General features: G+C 72.3%; 16 protein-coding genes. 8 read left to right on the plus strand and 8 right to left on the minus strand.

Annotated elements, in window-relative coordinates:
• Positions 1 to 5 precede the first annotated feature (5 nt).
• Entirely contained in the window at positions 6 to 2,381 is a 2,376-nt protein-coding gene (locus K8U61_RS11780; protein WP_224123215.1) for an ATP-binding cassette domain-containing protein, read from the minus strand.
• A gap of 27 nt (positions 2,382 to 2,408) precedes the next feature.
• A complete protein-coding gene (locus K8U61_RS11785; RefSeq protein WP_224123216.1) occupies positions 2,409 to 3,479 on the minus strand; it encodes an NADH:flavin oxidoreductase/NADH oxidase in 1,071 nt (356 codons plus the stop codon).
• Positions 3,480 to 3,579: 100 nt separating this feature from the next.
• On the opposite strand from K8U61_RS11785, the gene K8U61_RS11790 reads away from it, so the two are divergent.
• Both K8U61_RS11790 and K8U61_RS11795 read left to right on the plus strand, forming a co-directional pair.
• Positions 3,580 to 4,461 carry a DICT sensory domain-containing protein gene (locus K8U61_RS11790; RefSeq protein ID WP_224123217.1) on the plus strand — a complete coding sequence of 294 codons (882 nt, stop codon included), beginning with the start codon at positions 3,580 to 3,582 and terminating at the stop codon, positions 4,459 to 4,461.
• Positions 4,458 to 5,939, plus strand: a complete 1,482-nt coding sequence (locus K8U61_RS11795; RefSeq protein WP_224123218.1) for an FAD-binding oxidoreductase — start codon at positions 4,458 to 4,460, stop codon at positions 5,937 to 5,939. Before K8U61_RS11790 ends, K8U61_RS11795 begins: the two co-directional genes overlap by 4 nt.
• On the opposite strand, the gene K8U61_RS11800 is transcribed toward K8U61_RS11795, so the two are convergent.
• Positions 5,933 to 6,547, minus strand: coding sequence for a TetR/AcrR family transcriptional regulator (locus tag K8U61_RS11800; protein WP_224123219.1), 615 nt, complete (start codon positions 6,545 to 6,547; stop codon positions 5,933 to 5,935). The genes K8U61_RS11795 and K8U61_RS11800 overlap by 7 nt on opposite strands.
• Before the next feature lie 78 nt (positions 6,548 to 6,625).
• Between K8U61_RS11800 and K8U61_RS11805 the strand changes: the two genes are divergently transcribed.
• The 6 genes from K8U61_RS11805 to K8U61_RS11830 all read left to right on the plus strand — a co-directional run bounded on the left by K8U61_RS11805 (position 6,626) and on the right by K8U61_RS11830 (position 11,919).
• Positions 6,626 to 7,354 carry an SDR family NAD(P)-dependent oxidoreductase gene (locus tag K8U61_RS11805; RefSeq protein WP_224123220.1) on the plus strand — a complete coding sequence of 243 codons (729 nt, stop codon included), beginning with the start codon at positions 6,626 to 6,628 and terminating at the stop codon, positions 7,352 to 7,354.
• 125 nt (positions 7,355 to 7,479) lie between these two features.
• The gene (gene hsaA / locus K8U61_RS11810) at positions 7,480 to 8,646 is read left to right on the plus strand and encodes a 3-hydroxy-9,10-secoandrosta-1,3,5(10)-triene-9,17-dione monooxygenase oxygenase subunit (protein WP_224123221.1); all 1,167 of its coding nucleotides are present in this window, start codon (positions 7,480 to 7,482) and stop codon (positions 8,644 to 8,646) included.
• On the plus strand, positions 8,647 to 9,528 hold the full coding sequence (hsaD, locus tag K8U61_RS11815) for a 4,5:9,10-diseco-3-hydroxy-5,9,17-trioxoandrosta-1(10),2-diene-4-oate hydrolase (RefSeq protein WP_224123222.1): 882 nt from the start codon (positions 8,647 to 8,649) through the stop codon (positions 9,526 to 9,528). It begins immediately after the preceding gene.
• Positions 9,528 to 10,427 (plus strand): iron-dependent extradiol dioxygenase HsaC, encoded by a 900-nt coding sequence (hsaC, locus tag K8U61_RS11820; protein WP_224123223.1) that lies wholly within the window; start codon positions 9,528 to 9,530, stop codon positions 10,425 to 10,427. Before hsaD ends, hsaC begins: the two co-directional genes overlap by 1 nt.
• Before the next feature lie 31 nt (positions 10,428 to 10,458).
• A complete protein-coding gene (locus tag K8U61_RS11825; protein ID WP_224123224.1) occupies positions 10,459 to 11,124 on the plus strand; it encodes a flavin reductase family protein in 666 nt (221 codons plus the stop codon).
• 174 nt (positions 11,125 to 11,298) lie between these two features.
• Entirely contained in the window at positions 11,299 to 11,919 is a 621-nt protein-coding gene (locus K8U61_RS11830; protein ID WP_224123225.1) for a GrpB family protein, read from the plus strand.
• Between the two features lie 24 nt (positions 11,920 to 11,943).
• On the opposite strand, the gene K8U61_RS11835 is transcribed toward K8U61_RS11830, so the two are convergent.
• The 5 genes from K8U61_RS11835 to K8U61_RS11855 form a co-directional block, all read right to left on the minus strand.
• Entirely contained in the window at positions 11,944 to 13,857 is a 1,914-nt protein-coding gene (locus K8U61_RS11835; protein WP_224123226.1) for an autotransporter outer membrane beta-barrel domain-containing protein, read from the minus strand.
• Between the two features lie 242 nt (positions 13,858 to 14,099).
• On the minus strand, positions 14,100 to 14,942 hold the full coding sequence (locus tag K8U61_RS11840) for an SDR family NAD(P)-dependent oxidoreductase (protein ID WP_224123227.1): 843 nt from the start codon (positions 14,940 to 14,942) through the stop codon (positions 14,100 to 14,102).
• 18 nt (positions 14,943 to 14,960) lie between these two features.
• Complete coding sequence (locus K8U61_RS11845; RefSeq protein WP_224123228.1) at positions 14,961 to 15,341, minus strand: DUF1304 domain-containing protein; 381 nt, start codon at positions 15,339 to 15,341, stop codon at positions 14,961 to 14,963.
• A 20-nt stretch (positions 15,342 to 15,361) separates the two neighbouring features.
• Positions 15,362 to 15,967, minus strand: a complete 606-nt coding sequence (locus tag K8U61_RS11850) for a hypothetical protein (protein ID WP_224123229.1) — start codon at positions 15,965 to 15,967, stop codon at positions 15,362 to 15,364.
• Positions 15,964 to 17,307, minus strand: a complete 1,344-nt coding sequence (locus K8U61_RS11855; RefSeq protein ID WP_224123230.1) for an MFS transporter — start codon at positions 17,305 to 17,307, stop codon at positions 15,964 to 15,966. The genes K8U61_RS11850 and K8U61_RS11855 overlap by 4 nt, the downstream gene beginning before the upstream one ends.
• Between the last annotated feature and the right edge of the window lie 14 nt (positions 17,308 to 17,321).

The following is a 17,321-nucleotide window of genomic DNA, read 5'->3' on the forward strand; positions in this document are numbered from 1 at the left end:
TAGCGTCAGCGCGCGGCGCCACCCGCGAGTCGCCGCGCGAGGTACGGCGCGGTGCGACTGTCCCTCGCCCGGGCCAGGTCGGCCGGCGTGCCGGTGGCGACCACCCGGCCGCCCGCGTCGCCGCCGCCGGGGCCGAGGTCGATCACCCAGTCGGCGCTGGCGATCGCGTCCAGGTCGTGCTCGACCAGCACGATGGTGTTGCCCGCGTCGACGAGCCGGTGCAGCTGCCGCAGGAGCAGGTCGGTGTCGGCCGGGTGCAGGCCGGACGTCGGCTCGTCGAGCAGGTAGAGGGTGTGCCCGCGGTGCGCCCGCTGGAGCTCGGTCGCGAGCTTGATCCGCTGCGCCTCACCACCGCTGAGCTCGGTCGCTGGCTGCCCGAGCCGCAGGTAGCCGAGCCCGACGTCGCGCAGCGTGCGAAGGCTGCGCGCGGCGGCCGGCACGTCGGCGAGGAAGTCCGCCGCCTGGTCGACGGACAGACCGAGGACCTCCGCCACGTTGCGGCCGCGGTAGGTGATCTCCAGCGTCTCGTCGTCGTAGCGGGCCCCGTGGCAGGTCGGGCACGGCGCGTAGCTGCCGGGCAGGAACAGGAGCTCGACGGCCACGAATCCCTCGCCCTGGCAGGTCTCGCACCGGCCCTCGGCCACGTTGAAGGAGAAGCGGCCGGCGCCGTAGCCCCGCTCCTGCGCCTCATCGGTCGCGGCGAAGACCTTGCGGACCGCGTCGAAGAGGCCCGTGTACGTCGCGAGGTTCGACCGCGGCGTCCGTCCGATCGGTCGCTGGTCGACCACGACGACCCGGTCGAAGGAGGCGGCCGCCTCCGCGTCCTCGGCCAGCACCTGGCTGACCAGCGTCGACTTCCCGGACCCGCTGACCCCGGTGACTGCGGTCAGCACGCAGAGCGGCACGTCGACCGACAGGTCGCGCAGGTTGTGCCGGGTGACGCCCTCGAGCCGCAACCAGCCCTGCGGTCGGCGCACGTCGTGCTCGACGCGCTCGGCGCGGCCGAAGAGATGGGCGCTGGTCGCCGACTCCGCGACGTCCTCGAGACCCGCGACCGGTCCGCTGTAGAGGACCCTGCCGCCCGACTCGCCGGCGCCGGGACCGATGTCGACCACCCAGTCGGAGCGGCGCACGACGTCGATGTCGTGCTCGACGACGAAGAGCGAGTTGCCGGCCTCCTTCAAGCGGTCGAGCACGTCGAGCAGCGGCTCGGCATCGGCGGGGTGCAGTCCGGCCGACGGCTCGTCGAGCACGTAGACGACCCCGAAGAGCCCGGAGCGCAGCTGGGTGGCGATCCGCAGGCGCTGCGCCTCGCCGGGGGAGAGCGTGGTCGAGCTGCGGCCGAGGCCGAGGTAGCCGAGGCCGAGGTCGAGGAGCACCTCGATGCGGGCGACCAGGTCGGCGCAGAGCCGGACCGCGACCTCGTCGGAGTCCTGCGGGCGCTCGGCGACCGGGCGCAGCACCTCGACGACGCCGGTGAGGGGGAGGTCGTTGAGCTCGGCGATCGACCGGCCCTCGAAGGTCACGGCCAGCGCCTCCGGACGCAGCCCGCTGCCGCCGCAGTCCGGGCACGGCGCGTCGACGACGAACCGGAGTGCACGCTCGCGCATCCGCTCGCTCGTCGAGTCGGCCAGCACGTGCATGACGTGCTTGCGGGCGCTCCAGAACTGGCCGTGGTAGCCGTAGTCGACGCGGTCGCGCTCCGGCTTGATCAGGACCGACGGCTGCTCGTCGGTGAAGAGCAGCCAGTCGCGGTCGCTCTTGCGCAGTCGCCGCCACGGCTTGTCGATGTCGATGCCGAGCCCGGTCACGATGCTGCGCAGGTTGGCGCCCTGCCAGGCGCCCGGCCACGCCGCGATCGCGCCGTCCCGGATGCTCAGCGACGGGTCCGGGACCAGGAGCTCCTCGGTCACGTCGTGCACCACCCCCAGCCCGCTGCACCGCGGGCACGCCCCGGCGACCGTGTTGGGGGAGAAGGCCTCGGCGGCCAGGCGGTCCGCGCCGCGCGGGTAGTCGCCGGAGCGGGAGTAGAGCATCCGCAGCAGGTTGGACAGCGTGGTGATCGTGCCGACCGACGACCGGGACGTCGGCGCCCCGCGACGTTGCTGGAGCGCGACCGCGGGCGGGAGCCCGGTCACCTCCTGCACGTGTGGCGCCCCGACCTGCTGCAGTAGCCGCCGGGCGTACGGCGCGACCGACTCGAAGTAGCGGCGCTGGGCCTCGGCGTAGAGGGTGCCGAAGGCCAGCGAGGACTTGCCCGAGCCGGACACTCCGGTGAACGCGACCATCGCGTGGCGTGGGATGTCGACGTCGACGTTCCGCAGGTTGTGCTCGGAGGCCCCGCGGACGTGGACGTAGGGGTCGAGAGGGTCGGCAGTCACCCGTCCGACGTACCCACACCCGGTGGGTTAACGCGCGGCGCGCCGGTACTGCACCGGCCAGAGGTCGGGGAGCTCGACGCCGAGCTCGTACGCCGCACGCAGCGGCCAGTGCGGGTCGCGCAGCAGCTCGCGGCCGAGCAGCACCACGTCGGCCGAGCCCTCGGCGATGATCTCCTCGGCCTGCTTGGGCTCGGTGATCAGCCCGACCGCACCCGACGGGATGCCGGCCTCGGTGCGCACCCGGCGGGCGAAGGGGACCTGGTAGCCCGGGCCGACCGGGATGTCGGCGCCCACGTTGCCGCCGGACGAGGTGTCGACGAGGTCGACGCCCTCCTCGCGGAGCAGCCCGGCGAGCCGCACGGTCTCGTCGTCGCTCCAGCCGCCCTCGACCCAGTCGGTCGCGGAGAGGCGGACGACGACCGGCACGCCGGAGTCGACGCGGCCACGGATCTCGCGGACCACCTCGAGGACGAGGCGGACCCGGTTGTCGAAGGCGCCGCCGTACTCGTCCTCGCGGTGGTTCGAGAGCGGCGAGAGGAACTCGTGCAGCAGGTAGCCGTGCGCCGCGTGCACCTCGAGCACGTCGAACCCGGCGGCCAGCGCGCGCTCCGCGGCGTCGCCGAAGGCCGTCACCACCCGGGCGATGCCCGCGGCGTCGAGCGGCTCCGGGTCCTCGCGGAGGCCGGGGAAGGGGTCGGGAGAGGGCCCGACCGGGCGCCAGCCGCCGTCGGCGTCCGGGACGCCGCCGCGCTGCCCGCTGAAGCCGGAGTACGTCGAGGCCTTGCGGCCGGCGTGCGCCAGCTGGATGCCGGCGGTCGCGCCCTGGGCGTGCACGAAGTCGACGATCCGGGCCCAGGCGGCCTGCTGCTCGTCGTTCCAGAGCCCGGTGTCCTCGGGCGAGATCCGACCCTCGGGGCTCACCGCGGTCGCCTCGGTGAAGACCAGGCCGGCGCCGCCGCGGGCGAAGGAGCCGAGGTGCACGAGGTGCCACTCGTCCGGCAGGCCGTCGACGGCGGAGTACTGGCACATCGGGGCCACCCAGGCCCGGTTGCGGATGGTCACGTCGCGGAGGGTGATGGGGGAGAAGAGGGCGGTCACGACCGTGCCAACCGGAAGCGGCGCCCGAGGATTCCGAGGATGGGGTAGCCGGTGGGGGTGATGGCGGGGCCGCGGTGAACAGGATGTTTAGATGCACGACATGAGCCTGGACAGAGTGTCGAACTCGGGACTGAGCATCGGCGAGCTGGCCGAGCGCACCCAGGTGAGCGTCGCGACCCTGCGGGCCTGGGAGCGCCGCTACGGCTTCCCCGTCCCGATGCGGCTGCCGAGCGGCCACCGGCGGTACGCCGCAGGTGACATCGCCCGGATCCGCGAGGTCGTCCGCCGCCGCGCGGAGGGGGCGCGCCTGGACGCCGCGATCGAGCGGGTCCGCGACATCGGCCGCCCGACCGACGGCTCGGTCTTCGCCTCGCTGCGTCGCGAGTACCCCTACCTCCCGGTCGAGCGCCTCCACAAGTCGACGCTCGTCGCGCTGTCGTGGGCGATCGAGGACGAGTTCTGCGCGAAGGCCGACCGGGCGCGGATCTTCGGCGGGTTCCAGCACGCCCGCCACTACCGCTCCTCGCAGCGCAGGTGGGAGGACCTCGGCCGGCTCGCGGCCTCGGCCTTCGTCTTCGCGGACTTCGACGACGACGACCTCGTCGGTGGCGCCCGTGGGGAGGTGATTCGGGTCGGGCTCGGACCCGAGTCGCCCCTGCGGCGTGAGTGGCTGGTCACCTGCGACAGCGACGACTCGCCGGTGACCCTGGTGGCGTGGGAGCTGCCCGGCCAGGAGAGCGTCCCGGACCCGCAGCGCCTTTTCGAGGCGATCTGGACGATCGAGCCCGGCCCGGTCCGGACCGCCGCCCGGATCTGTGCCGCCGTCGCCGCGGGGGCCCACCCCGACGAGGCTGCCCACGTGCTCGCGACGGTCGCGGCCGCGCCCGAGGCCGGCGAGCCCGACCTGGCCTCGCTCAACACGATGTTCACCCGTGTGCTCCGCTACGTCGACCGGCACGGCGCCCACGCCGACCGCCTGTGACCGGCTGGACGCGACGGGCGGTCCTCGGCGCCGGTGCGCTCGGTGCGCTGGCCGCCTGCTCCTCCTCCGACGGCGGCAGTCCCGCGCCCACCCCGAGCTCCGGCGGTGCGAGCAGCGCCAGCGGGCCGGTGCCGTGGGACCGGCTGCGCCGCCACGTCCAGGGCACGCTCGCCCGGCCCGGCGACCCGACGTACGACCAGGTCCGGCTGCTCGCCAACCCGCGGTACGACGGGGAGCACCCGCTCGCCGTCCTCTCGGTCGGCTCGGAGCAGGACGTCGCCACCGGCCTCACCTTCGCCCGGGACCACGACCTGCCGGTCGCGCTGCGCTCCGGCGGGCACTCCTACCCCGGCTGGTCCGGCGGCGGATCGCCGCGCGCGCTGGTGCTCGACTGCCGCCCGCTGGACGACGTCTCCGTCTCCGGCAGCACCGCCACAGTCGGCGCCGGCGCGGCGCTCGCACACGTCTACGAGGGCATCGGCGGCCAGGGCCGGGCGATCGCGGGTGGGTCCTGCCCGACCGTCGGCATCGCCGGCCTGACGCTCGGCGGGGGAGTCGGGGTGCTCACCCGCGCGCTCGGTCTCACCTGCGACGCCGTCACCTCGATGCGCGTCGTGACCGCGGACGGCCGGCTGCGCACCGCCAGCGCCGACGACGAGCCCGACCTCTACTGGGCGCTGCGCGGTGGCGGCGGCGGCCACCTCGGCATGGTGACGTCCTTCGTGATGGAGACGACGGCCGCGCCGACGATCAGCTCGACCTACCTGGAGTGGCCCTTCGACGCGGCCGAGCAGGTGATCGAGGCCTGGCAGCAGTGGGCGCCGGCCGCCGACGCGCGGCTCTGGTCGACGCTCAAGGCGCTCGGCGGCACGACCCACACCTCCGGCCCGACGCTGCTCCTCTCCGGCACCTGGACCGGCCCGTCGGCCGGCCTCGACGCCCAGCTGGCGGGGCTCCTCGACCACGTGCCCACGCCGAGCGTGCGGTCCGACCACGTCCGCGGCTACCTCGAGGCGATGCAGGCCTACGCCGGCTCCGGCGGTCGCGAGTCCTTCGCGGCCACCTCGCACGTGGCGTACGACGCCCTCGACCCCGCTGGTATCGGCGACCTCCTCGACCGGGTCCAGGCGGCGCAGGACTCCGGCTTGAAGGAGGCCGGCATCTCCATCGACGCGCTCGGTGGCACGGTCGGCGACCTCGCACCCGGCGACACGGCGTTCGTGCACCGGGACGCGCTCGCGACCGTGCAGTACACCGCGACCTTCCCGCCCGGAGACGCCCGCACCGCCGACGCCTTCGTGCACGACTTCCGGTCGGCGATGACGCCGCACTGGGGCGACCACGCCTACGTCAACTACGCCGACCCGACGATCGAGGACTACCGCTCGGCCTACTTCGGCGCCAACGCCGACCGGCTCGCCCAGGCGCGTGCGACGTACGACCCGGACGGCTTCTTCGACCAGCCCCAGGACTACTGAGCCAGCGACTCCACGTGGTCGAGCATCGTGTCGAGCGCAGCCGCGAGCGGCGCTGTCGAGCGGTGCATCTGGCAGAGCAGCAGCCCGCCCTGCAGCGCCGCCAGCGTCGCGGTGGCGAGGGTCTCGACGTCGACCTCGGCCGGCAGGGTCCCGCGGCTCTGCATCGCCTCGAAGCCGTGCCGGATCGCGGCCTGCCAGCGGTGGAAGCCGATCGCGACCCCTTCGCGGGCGTCGAGGTCCAGCTCACCCAGCTCGCTGCCGAGGGCGGCGATCGGACAGCCGCCCTGGCACTGCATCCGCTCCTGGTGGGCGACGATCTGGTCGCGCCAGGCCCGAAGCGCCGGGACCGAGTCGAGGGTCGCGAACGACCGCTCGTGCTGGCCGACGATCGCGTCGTTCTGGAACGCGACGACCGCCCTGACCAGCGCGTCCTTGTCGGAGAAGTAGTGGTAGATCTGCGAGCTGCTGACGCCGGCCTCGGCGCGGACGTGGTCGAGCGTGGTGCCGGCGACCCCGCGCACGAACATCAGGTCGGCGGCGGCCTCGACGATGCGGGCACGGGTCTGCTCGCCCTTGCGGGTCAGGCGACGGGCGGGGGTGGTGGTCATGGGCTCACTTTCTGGAGTTGCTGATCCATTTTTATCCACGCAATCTGGATCGCACAACCCACTCACCTGGAGGAATCCATGAACACCACCCGCACCGCCCTCGTCACCGGCTCCACCGCCGGGATCGGCGCGGCGACCGCCGCGCTCCTCGCCGCCGAGGGGTACGCCGTCGTCGTCACCGGCCGGGACGAGGCCCGTGGCGCCGCCGTCGTCGACGCGATCCGGGCCGACGGCGGCACGGCCCGCTTCGTCCGCTCGGACCTCGCCGACCTCGGCTCCGTGCGCGACCTGGCCGCCGCGGTCGGCCCGGTCGACGTGCTCGTCAACAACGCCGGGATCTTCCCCGGCGGCCCGCTGGTCAGCCAGGACGTCGAGAGCTTCCAGGCGACGTTCGACGTCAACGTCCGCGGCCTCTACTTCCTGACCCAGGCCGTGGTGTCCGGCATGGTCGAGCGGGGGAGCGGGAGCATCGTCAACGTCAGCACGATGGCGGCCCGCGTGGCGATGCCCGGACTGTCGGTCTACTCGGCGTCCAAGGCGGCCGTCGAGTCGCTGACCCGGACCTGGGCCGCGGAGCTCGCGGGCTCCGGGGTGCGGGTCAACGCCGTGGCGCCCGGGCCCACGCGGACCGAGACCTTCGTCGGCATGGGCGAGGAGAACACCTCCGCGATCGCGGCCTCGACCATCCTGGGCCGGGCCGCCGAGCCCGACGAGATCGCCCGCGTGATCGTCTTCGTGGCGACCGAGGCCGGCAGCTACCTGACGGGGGCGACGATCGCCGCGGACGCCGGGCGCACGGCGGCCTGACCGGCCGCGAGCGGGCACCCCGGGCCCGAAATGGAACGTTTACCGTTGGCCCGGGGTGCCCTTCTCGACCAAAACAAGAACGTGTTCTAGTATCGCTCCTGTAGTTCGACGTGACAGGAGATGCGATGTCCCAGGCTGTTCTCGACGGCGTCCGCGACCTGCTTCCCGGGATCCGGGAGCGGGCCGACGAGGCCGAGCGACTTCGCGTGGTGCCCGAGGCCTCGATCAAGGAGCTGGAGGAGGTCGGGTTCTTCCGGCTGCTCCAGCCGAAGCGCTTCGACGGCCACGAAGCTGACCCGGTGGACTTCTACACGGCGGTGCGCGACATCGCCAGCGCGTGCGGCTCGACCGGCTGGGTGTCCAGCGTGGTCGGCGTGCACCCGTGGCAGGTCGCGCTCTTCCCGGACGAGGCCCAGCAGGCCGTCTGGGGGACCGACTCGACGACCCGGTTGAGCTCGTCGTACGCCCCCACGGGCAAGGCGCAGCTGACCGAGGGCGGCTACCTCCTCTCCGGCAAGTGGAGCTTCTCCTCCGGCTGCGACCACTGCGCGTGGGTGCTGCTCGGCGGCCTCGTCTTCAACGACGAGGGCAACGTCGTCGACTTCAAGACCTTCATGGTGCCGCGCGAGAACTACACGATCCTCGACGTCTGGCACATGGTCGGTCTCTCCGGCACCGGCTCCAACGACATCGTGGTCGAGGATGTCTTCGTGCCCGACGCGTTCACCCTGTCGATGGGCGACACCGGACGCTGCTTCGGGCCGGGTCAGGAGCAGAACACCTCCGACCTCTACAAGCTGCCCTTCCACTCGATCTTCACCGGCACCATCACCACGCCGATCATCGGCATGGCGCGGGGCGCCTACGCCGAGCACGTCGACATGCAGCAGAAGCGCGTGCGGGCGGCGTACCTCGGTGAGAAGGCCTCGCTCGACCCCTTCGCGGCGGTCCGCATCGCCAAGGCGTCCTCGGAGATCGACGCCGCGTGGGCGCTGCTGGTCAACAACATCCGCGAGGAGCAGGACCACGTGGCCAAGGGGGAGAAGATCCCACTCGAGCTGCGCCTGCGCGTGCGCCGCGACCAGGTGCTCGGCAGCCAGCGCGCCATCGACGCGATCGACGCGCTCTTCGAGGCGTCCGGCGGCCGGGCGCTCGCCAACGGCACCTACCTCCAGCGCGCCTGGCGCGACGCCCACGCGGGCCGCGTCCACGCCGCCAATGACCCCGAGCGGGCGCTGCAGATGTACGGCGCGCACGAGTTCGGGCACAAGGTCGACCCGGGGATGTACTGAGTGAGTCTCGACAAGGCGAGCGTCCAGCGGTCCGCGAAAGCGGGCGACATCACGCTCAACTACTACGAGGCCGGCGAGCCCACCGACGTCGGCGGCGGGCTGCCCCTCGTCATGCTGCACGGCGGGGGCCCGGGGGCGTCGGCGTGGTCGAACTTCGGCAGCGCGCTGCCGGGCTTCGCCGCGTCGTTCCGGACCCTGCTGGTCGACCAGCCCGGCTTCGGCGGGTCCGACAAGCCGCCGGTCGTCGGCAACTACTACCGGCACGCCGCCGACCACGTCGTCAAGCTGCTCGACGAGCTCGGCATCGACCGCGTCCACCTGCTCGGCAACAGCCTCGGCGGCGGTACGGCGATGCGCCTGGCGCTCAGCTACCCCGACCGGGTCGGGCGGCTGATCCTCATGGGTCCCGGTGGCCTGTCGCTCAACCTCTTCCACGCCGACCCGACCGAGGGCGTGCAGCGGCTGATGAACTTCGGTGCCGAGCCGACGCGGGAGAACCTCCGGGCCTTCATCTCCACGATGGTGGTCAACCAGGACCTCGTCACCGACGAGCTGGTCGAGGAGCGCTTCGCCGACGCGACCGCGCCGGGCGCCCAGGACGCGATGCGGTCGATGGGGATGTCCTTCTGGAACCCCGAGACCGCCGAGGACGGCATGCTCTGGCGCGAGGCCCACCACCTCCGCAAGCACACCCTGCTCACCTGGGGCCGCGAAGACCGCGTCAACCCGCTCGACGGCGCGTTCACCGCGCTCAAGCTGATCCCCAAGGCGCAGCTGCACGTCTTCCCCAACTGCGGCCACTGGGCGCAGATCGAGGCGGCCGAGGAGTTCGCCGAGATCTCCACCTCGTTCCTGGCCCGGCACGTCGAGAGGAGCCGCTGATGACCATCGACATCAAGTCCATGGGCTACGTCCGCGTCGACAGCACCGACCTGTCGCAGTGGGAGACGTTCGCCGGCAAGGTGCTCGGCCTCGCGGCCGGCCGCGGGCCCAACCCGGACCACCAGTACTGGCGGATCGACGAGGTCTCGGCCCGGTTGGTCGTCGTACCCGCCGAGGTCAACCAGCTCTCCTGCGTCGGCTGGGAGGTCGCCGACCACCGGGCGCTGCAGGAGGCTCGTGAGCACCTGCAGAAGGCCGGCGTGGAGTTCGAGGAGGGCACCCGGGAGGAGCTCGACGAGCGCCGCGTGCAGGAGCTGATCCGCTTCTCCGACCCGTTCGACAACGTCTTCGAGCTCTTCCACGGGATCACCTACGAGTCGCGGCCGATCGTCACGCCGTACGCCGCCACCTTCGTGACCGGAGACCAGGGGATGGGCCACATCGTGCTGCCGGTGCTCGACGACGTGGAGGCGCTGCGCTTCTACGCCGACGTGCTCGGCTTCCGCCTGCGCGACTCGATGAGCATGCCGGGGGAGTTCGTCGGCAAGGAGCCGGGCTCGAAGGTGTGGCTGCGCTTCCTGGGTGTCAACCCGCGCCACCACTCGCTGGCGTTCCTGCCGATGCCCAACCCGTCGAAGTGCGTGCACATCATGCTCGAGGTCGACGAGCTCGACCACGTGGGCCGCGCGCTGGAGCGGGTGCGCAAGCACAAGGCGCCGCTGTCGGCGACGCTCGGGCGGCACATGAACGACGAGATGGTGTCGTTCTACGTGAAGTCGCCGGGTGGGTTCGACGTCGAGTTCGGCACCGACGGCCTCACCGTCGACGACCAGCGCTGGGTCGCCCGCGAGTCGACCGCGGTGTCCTACTGGGGCCATGACTTCGGTGGCGGCGCGTAGTGGTCCGACCCGGAATGGGAACATCGACCTCATGACCTCGGACCCCAGCCGCGAGATCCCCGACGGGATGAGCCTCGACGCGCGGGAGACCTGGCCCAGTCCGGAGCTGATCAGCTCGTGGCTCGGCGACCAGGACGTCGACTTCGAGTTCCGGCCCGGCGAGGACGTCGCCGTCCACGACGACCCCGAGACGGTCTACGCCGCCCGGCGCTTCCGCGACGTCCTCGGCCGCTTCGCCTCCGGCGTGACCGTGGTGACGTCGGTGAGCAACGACGAGCCGGTCGGCCTGACCTGCCAGTCCTTCTCCAGCGTCTCCCTCGACCCGCCGCTCGTGCTCTTCATCCCGGCGAAGACCTCCCGCGCCTGGCCGCTGATCCAGCGCTCCGGACGCTTCTGCGTCAACTTCCTCGCCGCCGAGCAGGCCGAGCTGTCCAACACGATGGCCAGCCGCGGCGTCGACAAGTTCGCCGAGGTGAAGTGGACGCCCTCGCCGCAGGGCGGCGTCCCCATGCTCGACGGCGCGCTCGCCCACCTCGACTGCGCGATCCACGCCGTCCACGAGGCCGGCGACCACTACGTCGTGATCGGCCGCGTCCTCGACCTGATCACCGACGACGGCGTCGAGGGCGCCGAGGACTTCGCCGGCGAGCCGCTGCTGTTCTACCGGGGGCAGTACCGCACGACCGATCCGCGCTGAGCGTGAGCTGATGCTGCTGCCGCCCGTCCGCAGGTTCACCAAGGGATGAAGGTGAAGCGACACTTCCCTGGCTGAACTCGCCATGGGAAGTGCGGGTTCGACTTCATCCCTTGGTGAACCGTCACCCCGCCGCGCCGCGGGCCCCGACGTCGGATCGGCATAGGGTCGGACACCGTGCCGACCCACCCGCTCTGGCGACCCTTCGAGATCCCGTCCGACGAGGAGATCGCGGCCGCGCGGGTGAATGCGCCGCAGCGCGGCATCCCGGTCGAGGTCGTCGAGCCGGACCCGGCCTGGCCGCAGGTGTACGGCGAGCTGGCGGCCCGGGTGAGAGCGGCGCTGGGTGACCGGGTGATCCAGATCGAGCACGTCGGGTCGACCGCCGTGCCGGGGCTGGCGGCGAAGCCGGTGATCGACATCGACCTGACCGTGGCCGACTCGGCCGACGAGGCGGCGTACGTGCCCGCGCTCGAGGCAGATGGGTGGGTGCTGCGGATCCGGGAGCCGGACTGGGAGGAGCACCGGCTGCTGCGGCTCGAGGAGCCCGAGTGCAACCTCCACGTCTGGTCGCCGGGCTCGGCGGAGCCGCGGCGGCACCGGATGTTCCGCGACTGGCTGCGCGGCCACGAGGACGACCGTGCGCGCTACGCCGCGGCCAAGCGGGCCGCAGCGGCCGAGGGGTTCACCGACGGGATGCACTACAACAACCACAAGTCGCCGGTCGTCTACGACCTCTACGAGCGCATCTTCGCCGCCGACCCCGACCACCCGCACGACCCTCGGCCGCGCGGGTGATCGGGGATCCGCTCCTGCTTGGGGTCAGGAGACGGTCAGCTCCAGGTCGCCGGTGTAGGTCTGGCCCGGCTCGATCGCGGTCTCGACACCGTCGACGGTCAGCGTGACCGTCTTGCCGGACGGCGCGACGACGCTCGCGTCGTCGCCCACCGTGAGCGAGGAGAGGTAGGACGTGCCGGCGACCGTCCAGGTCGAGTCGCCGGTCAGCGACACGATGACGCCGTTGTTGACGACGTTGCCGACCGTGTTGGAGACGACGCCGAGCTGCTGGTAGTCGGCGGCGGTGATGGTGTCCTGGGCGTGCTGCGTCGTCGACGCGGAGATGACGCCGTCGACGTCGGAGCCGTCGAAGGTCAGGACCATGTTCTTGCCGTTGCGCATGCCGTTGTAGAAGTCACCATCGAGGTCGATGTCGGAGAAGTCGGCGATCGCGTCGGCGTCCTCGTGCACGGCGGTGACGTCGAATGAGTCGTCCTTCGTCGGTGCGTCGGTCGGCTCGGTGTAGACGCCCTCGTTGACGAGGTTGCCGTCGACCATGACCGGCCCCGGGTCGTCGTTCTGCATCATCTGGAGCAGCACGCCGTTGCCCGGGTCCAGGCTCGCGCCCTGCGACCCGTCGACGTCGATGTCGACGTGCTGGCCCTTGTCGAGGAAGGTCGAGCGCGCGGTCTCGAAGCTGGTCCGGCCCGAGATGTCGGCGCTGCCCTGGCCGTGCCACATCACGCCCCACCCGTCGGACTGCACGGTCGTGCGCCGGACCGCCAGCGCGCGCTTCTCCTTCGCGGACAGCCGCAGGTCGAGGTCGGAGTCGAGCTGGGCGACGGCGGCCTTGGTGCTGTCGCCGTAGACGACCGAGCCGCCGGTCACGATCGCGGCGTACGTGCCGACGTCGATCGAGGTGCCGAGGAAGCGGTCGGTCGCGTTGCCGATGGCGTAGGCGCCATAGCCCTCGTCGCCGGTGGTGCGCACCTTGCTGTTGATCGACGTGAGCTGGCCGTCGGACCCGCTGTCGGTCGACAGCACGCCCCAGCCCTCGGAGGAGATGTCCGAGCCGATGTACGTCGCCTTCGTGTCGTCGCCGGTCAGGTTGGTGGCCCGGACGTTGCCCACGATCCCCAGCATCCACGGGGCCTGGCGCATCTGGGTGAGGTCGACGGTCGAGACGTAGTCGGAGGGGAGAGTGCCGTCCTTCGTCGCGATCTTGGAGTCCTTGACGATGAGGTTGGCGCCGTTGGCGGCGAGGATGCCGACCCGGGCTGCTCCCTTGTTGGCGATGGTGGAGTCCTCGACGACGACCCGCTGGCCGTCGGCGACCACGCCGGCGCCGTATCCGGCGAAGTCGGAGCGGCCGTTGCCGGTCTCCGTGATCCGGCTGTCGGCGATCCGGTAGGAGCGGCCCTGCACGTAGAAGCCGGTGAAGTTCTCGCCGGTCGAGGTGATCGAGACGTTGCGGGCGCCGTTGGCACCGAGCTTGCCCTTCTTGCCGGTGCGGGCGGCGGCCACGACCGACTTGTCGCCGTCCACGCCGTCGGTGCCCACGTAGACGGCCTGCCGCTCGGGGAAGGTGAGTGTCTGCCAGGCCACGGAGTTGGCCTCGACGACGTGCACGATCACGGTGCCGCGGTAGGTGCCGGGCCCGATCACGGTCTCGGTGCCGGCAGTCGAGGTGAGGGTGCCGCCGGTCTCGACGCCGTTGACGGTCAGGACGGCGACGTACCCGTCGGGGGCGGTGACCTCCGCGCCCTGCGAGACGATCAGCGAGCTCAGCCGGGTGGTCGCGGTGGCGACCCAGGTCTGGCCCTGGGCGAGGAAGACCGAGGACTGACCGCGGTGGTAGGTGTACTCCGACGCCGGACGGGCGCTGGCCGCCGTCGGTGCGGCGACGAGCACCAGCGGGACGAGTGCGGCGAGCGCTCGGGAGGTACGACGGTGGTTCATGGGGGCTCCTGCTTCGATGGACCTGCGTGGTGGACATGACCCCCCGAGAGACGTCGGGGCCCGCCGGGGCGGTGTCGCACACTGAATCCCGCGGACCCCGTGTGACGGAAGTCACCGAGCGGCATGCCTCGCATAGCCGTTCGCGATGGTTGCCGGACCACGCACAGTCAGGTCACAGGAGGCTCAAACCCGCTCAACAGAGCGGGTACAGGCTTCCCGCTCAGGAGCGCGTCAGGCGAGCATCAGGAGAGGCCGACGATCTCCAGCGACCGATCCCAGAGGCCGTCGATGATCGCCTGGTCGTGGGCCTGCTTGTTCTCGCGGCCGTCGGGAGAGAAGCGGCTGAAGTAGCGGCCGTTGAGCTCCGGGTCGGGGCCGCGCTCGGCCAGTGCGACCAGGGGGGCGGCGCCGTCCGGCACGCTGATCGTCGCGAAGCGCTTCAGCGGGGTGCGGTAGAGGAGCCCGACCAGCCAGGAGTCGCGCCCGAAGGAGCTGCCGACCGGTCCGGGGTGCACGGCGACCGAGACGATCCCGTCGTCGGACCAGCGCTGCGCGATGCCGCGGGTGAAGACGATGTTCATCAGCTTGCCGGTGCCGTACGCCGGGAACTCGATCGCTCGACGGTGGTGGTAGTCGAGGTCGTCGAGGACGATCTTGCCCATCAGGTTGCCGACGCTCGAGGTGTTGACCACCAGCGACGACCCGGCCGCGGCGAGCCGTGGGCGCAGGAGGTGGGTGAGCAGGAACGGCGCCAGGTGGTTGACCTGGAAGTTCGGCTCGTGACCGTCCACGGTCGTGTTCTTCGGGACGAAGGTGCCGCCGGCGTTGTTCATGAGCACGTCGATCCGGCCGACCCGCTGGTTGACCTCGTCGGCGAGGCGGCGTACGTCGTCGAGCCGGGAGAAGTCGGCGACGAGCGGCTCGGTGCCGACCGCCTCCGCGACCGGCCGCAGCTTGTCGGCCGAGCGTCCGGTCACGTGCACGGTCGCGCCGCGGGAGGCCAGCACCTTCGCGGCCTCGGCCCCGATCCCGTCGCTCGCGCCGGTCACCAGGATCGTCCTGCCGGCCATCGACTCCTCGCTCATGCGGTGAGCCTAGGCAGGTCAGAGGCGCCAGAGAAGCAGGGCGACCAGCGACAGCAGGGGGATCAGCCCCTGCACCACCGCGGCACGGGCCTTGGAGGAGTCGCTGGTGATCAGGACCAGGGCGGCGGCCAGCATCGAGCCGGGGCCGGCCGCGAGCAGTGCGGTGGCGGCCTCGGGCTGCGAACCTGCGAGCACGATGCCCGCGGCCGTCACGACGGCCAGGAAGAGGTTGTAGAAGCCCTGGTTGTAGGCGAGCGGCTTGGTGGCCGTCGCGAGCTCGGCGCTGAGGCCGAAGACCCGGCGGGTCGCCGGCTCCTCCCAGCGCAGCGACTCGAGCACGAAGATGTAGACGTGGAGCAGGGCGGCGAGCCCTGCGAGCACGAGGGTCACGGCCTGCATGGCCGCAACGTATCGCAGGATCAGACGAGCGACCGGAGTCGCGCCACGAGCGAGTCCCGGACGGCCTGGGTGACCGCGGCCTCGACCTGGGCGTTGAGCTCGTCGGGATCGGAGAGGTTGGCCATCAGGGCCTCCATGTCGAGGTCCTCGATCGCTCGGGTCAGCACGTCGTCGGTCTGCAGCGCGGCGTCGATCACCGAGTCGGGTACGGCGCGGATCAGCGACTCGACGATCGGGTTGAGGTCAGCCTGGTCCAGGGCGTCGTCGACCAGGTCCGAGGCCGGTGGCAGGGTCCCGTCGGCCTTCATCTCGGCGACCGCGTCGAGCAGGCCCTGACGCAGTGCCTCGACCTCCGCGTCGGTCCGGGTGCTCGGCTGGGCGAGCTCGAGCGTGAAGGCCTCGCGACTGGTGCCCAGGCTGCAGGCGGCGTCGTCGAGGGCGCGCAGGACGAGCTCCTCGGTGAGGGCGTCGATGCCGTCGGACTGCGACGTCACCGCGCGCGGTGCGCACGGATCGGCCGTCGCGAGGGGCTCGAACGTGCCGCCGCCGTACGCGACCTGGATGACGAGCACGACCCCGACGAGGGCGGCGGCGAGGGCGGGGAGGCCGAGGAGGCGGGGGTTCACGGTCGCCTCCGCCACGGCGGTGCGACCACGGTGAGCAGCGCGAGGACCGCCAGGCCGGCCCCGACGAGGAAGGAGTCGCGGAAGGCCCGGGTGGCTGCCCGTTCGAGCTGCTCACCGAGGTCGGCCTCCAGCTGGTCCGCGGCCGCCTGGTCGTCGGGCGCGAACGTCGTCGCGGCGAAGGCGTCGTGCAGGTCCGGCACCTGCCCCTGCTGGTCGACCAGCGCGTCGCCGAGGGAGCGCGCGAGCTCGACCTTGTCCTGCGCCGGCAGCGGAGCGTCGAGCACCAGCGCGGTGATCGCCTCCTGAGCCGGCACCTGGGCGTCCTGCAGGTCGGCGGTGAAGACGGGAGTCAGGATGGCCAGCCCCACGACGACGCCGAGGTGCCGGGCGCCGATGGTCCAGCCCGCGTGCTCGACCCGTGGGAGTCGCAGGTGCATGGCCTGCGAGGTGAGCTGGTCGACGGTCAGCCCGAGGCCGAGGCCCACGAGCGCCTGGGGCGCGACGGTCCAGGCCAGGTGTGCGGAGGGCAGCAGCGCCAGTCCGACGAGACCGCCGGCGACCAGGAAGCACCCGACCGCGACCTCGACGGCGTGCGGCGGCCGGAAGAGCCGGGCGATCGGCCGGGCGGCCAGCGCCGCGAGCGGCACCACCGACACCGTGATCGCCGCGGTGGCGGGCGAGCGCTGCCAGCCGTCGACGAGCAGCAGCACCAGCAGGAAGAGCGCGGCGGTCAGGGCCGCCGAGAGCAGCGCGAGCGTGAGGTTGGGCCGCAGCGCCGGACGGTGCCGGTCCGGTGGCGGCAGGGGTACGTCGGGCACGGCGAGGGCGGCCGGCACCGCCAGCACGGCGACCGGGACCTGGACGACGAAGATCGCCTGCCAGGAGATGGCCTCGGTGAGCAGGCCGCCCGCGACCGGGCCGGTGGCGGTGCCGATGACGCCGGCGGTCACCCAGGTGGCCAGTCCGCGGCGCTCGCCGTACAGCGCCACGAGCAGCTCCAGGCAGCCGACCAGGGCCAGCGCGCCGCCGACCGCCTGGACGCAGCGGGCGCCGATCAGCACCCCGATCGACGGCGCCACCGCGCAGAGCGCCGACGACGCGGCGAAGACCGCGATGCCGACCGCGCTCAGCAGCTGCGGCCGGGCCCGGGAGAAGCCCAGGGCGGTGGGGACGGCGACGAGCGCGAGCACCAGGTTGAAGGAGATGAGCACCCAGGCCACGCCGGTGACGGTGGTGTCGAGGTGCCGCAGGATGTCCGGCAGGGCGAGCGTCACGACCGCCGAGTCCGCGAGGACCATCGCGACCGTCACCGCGAGGAGGGGAGCCACGGCACGACGCACCCGCCCATCCTCGC

The sequence above is a fragment of the Nocardioides mangrovi genome (assembly GCF_020073815.1).
In the GTDB taxonomy this organism is placed as follows: domain Bacteria; phylum Actinomycetota; class Actinomycetes; order Propionibacteriales; family Nocardioidaceae; genus Nocardioides; species Nocardioides mangrovi.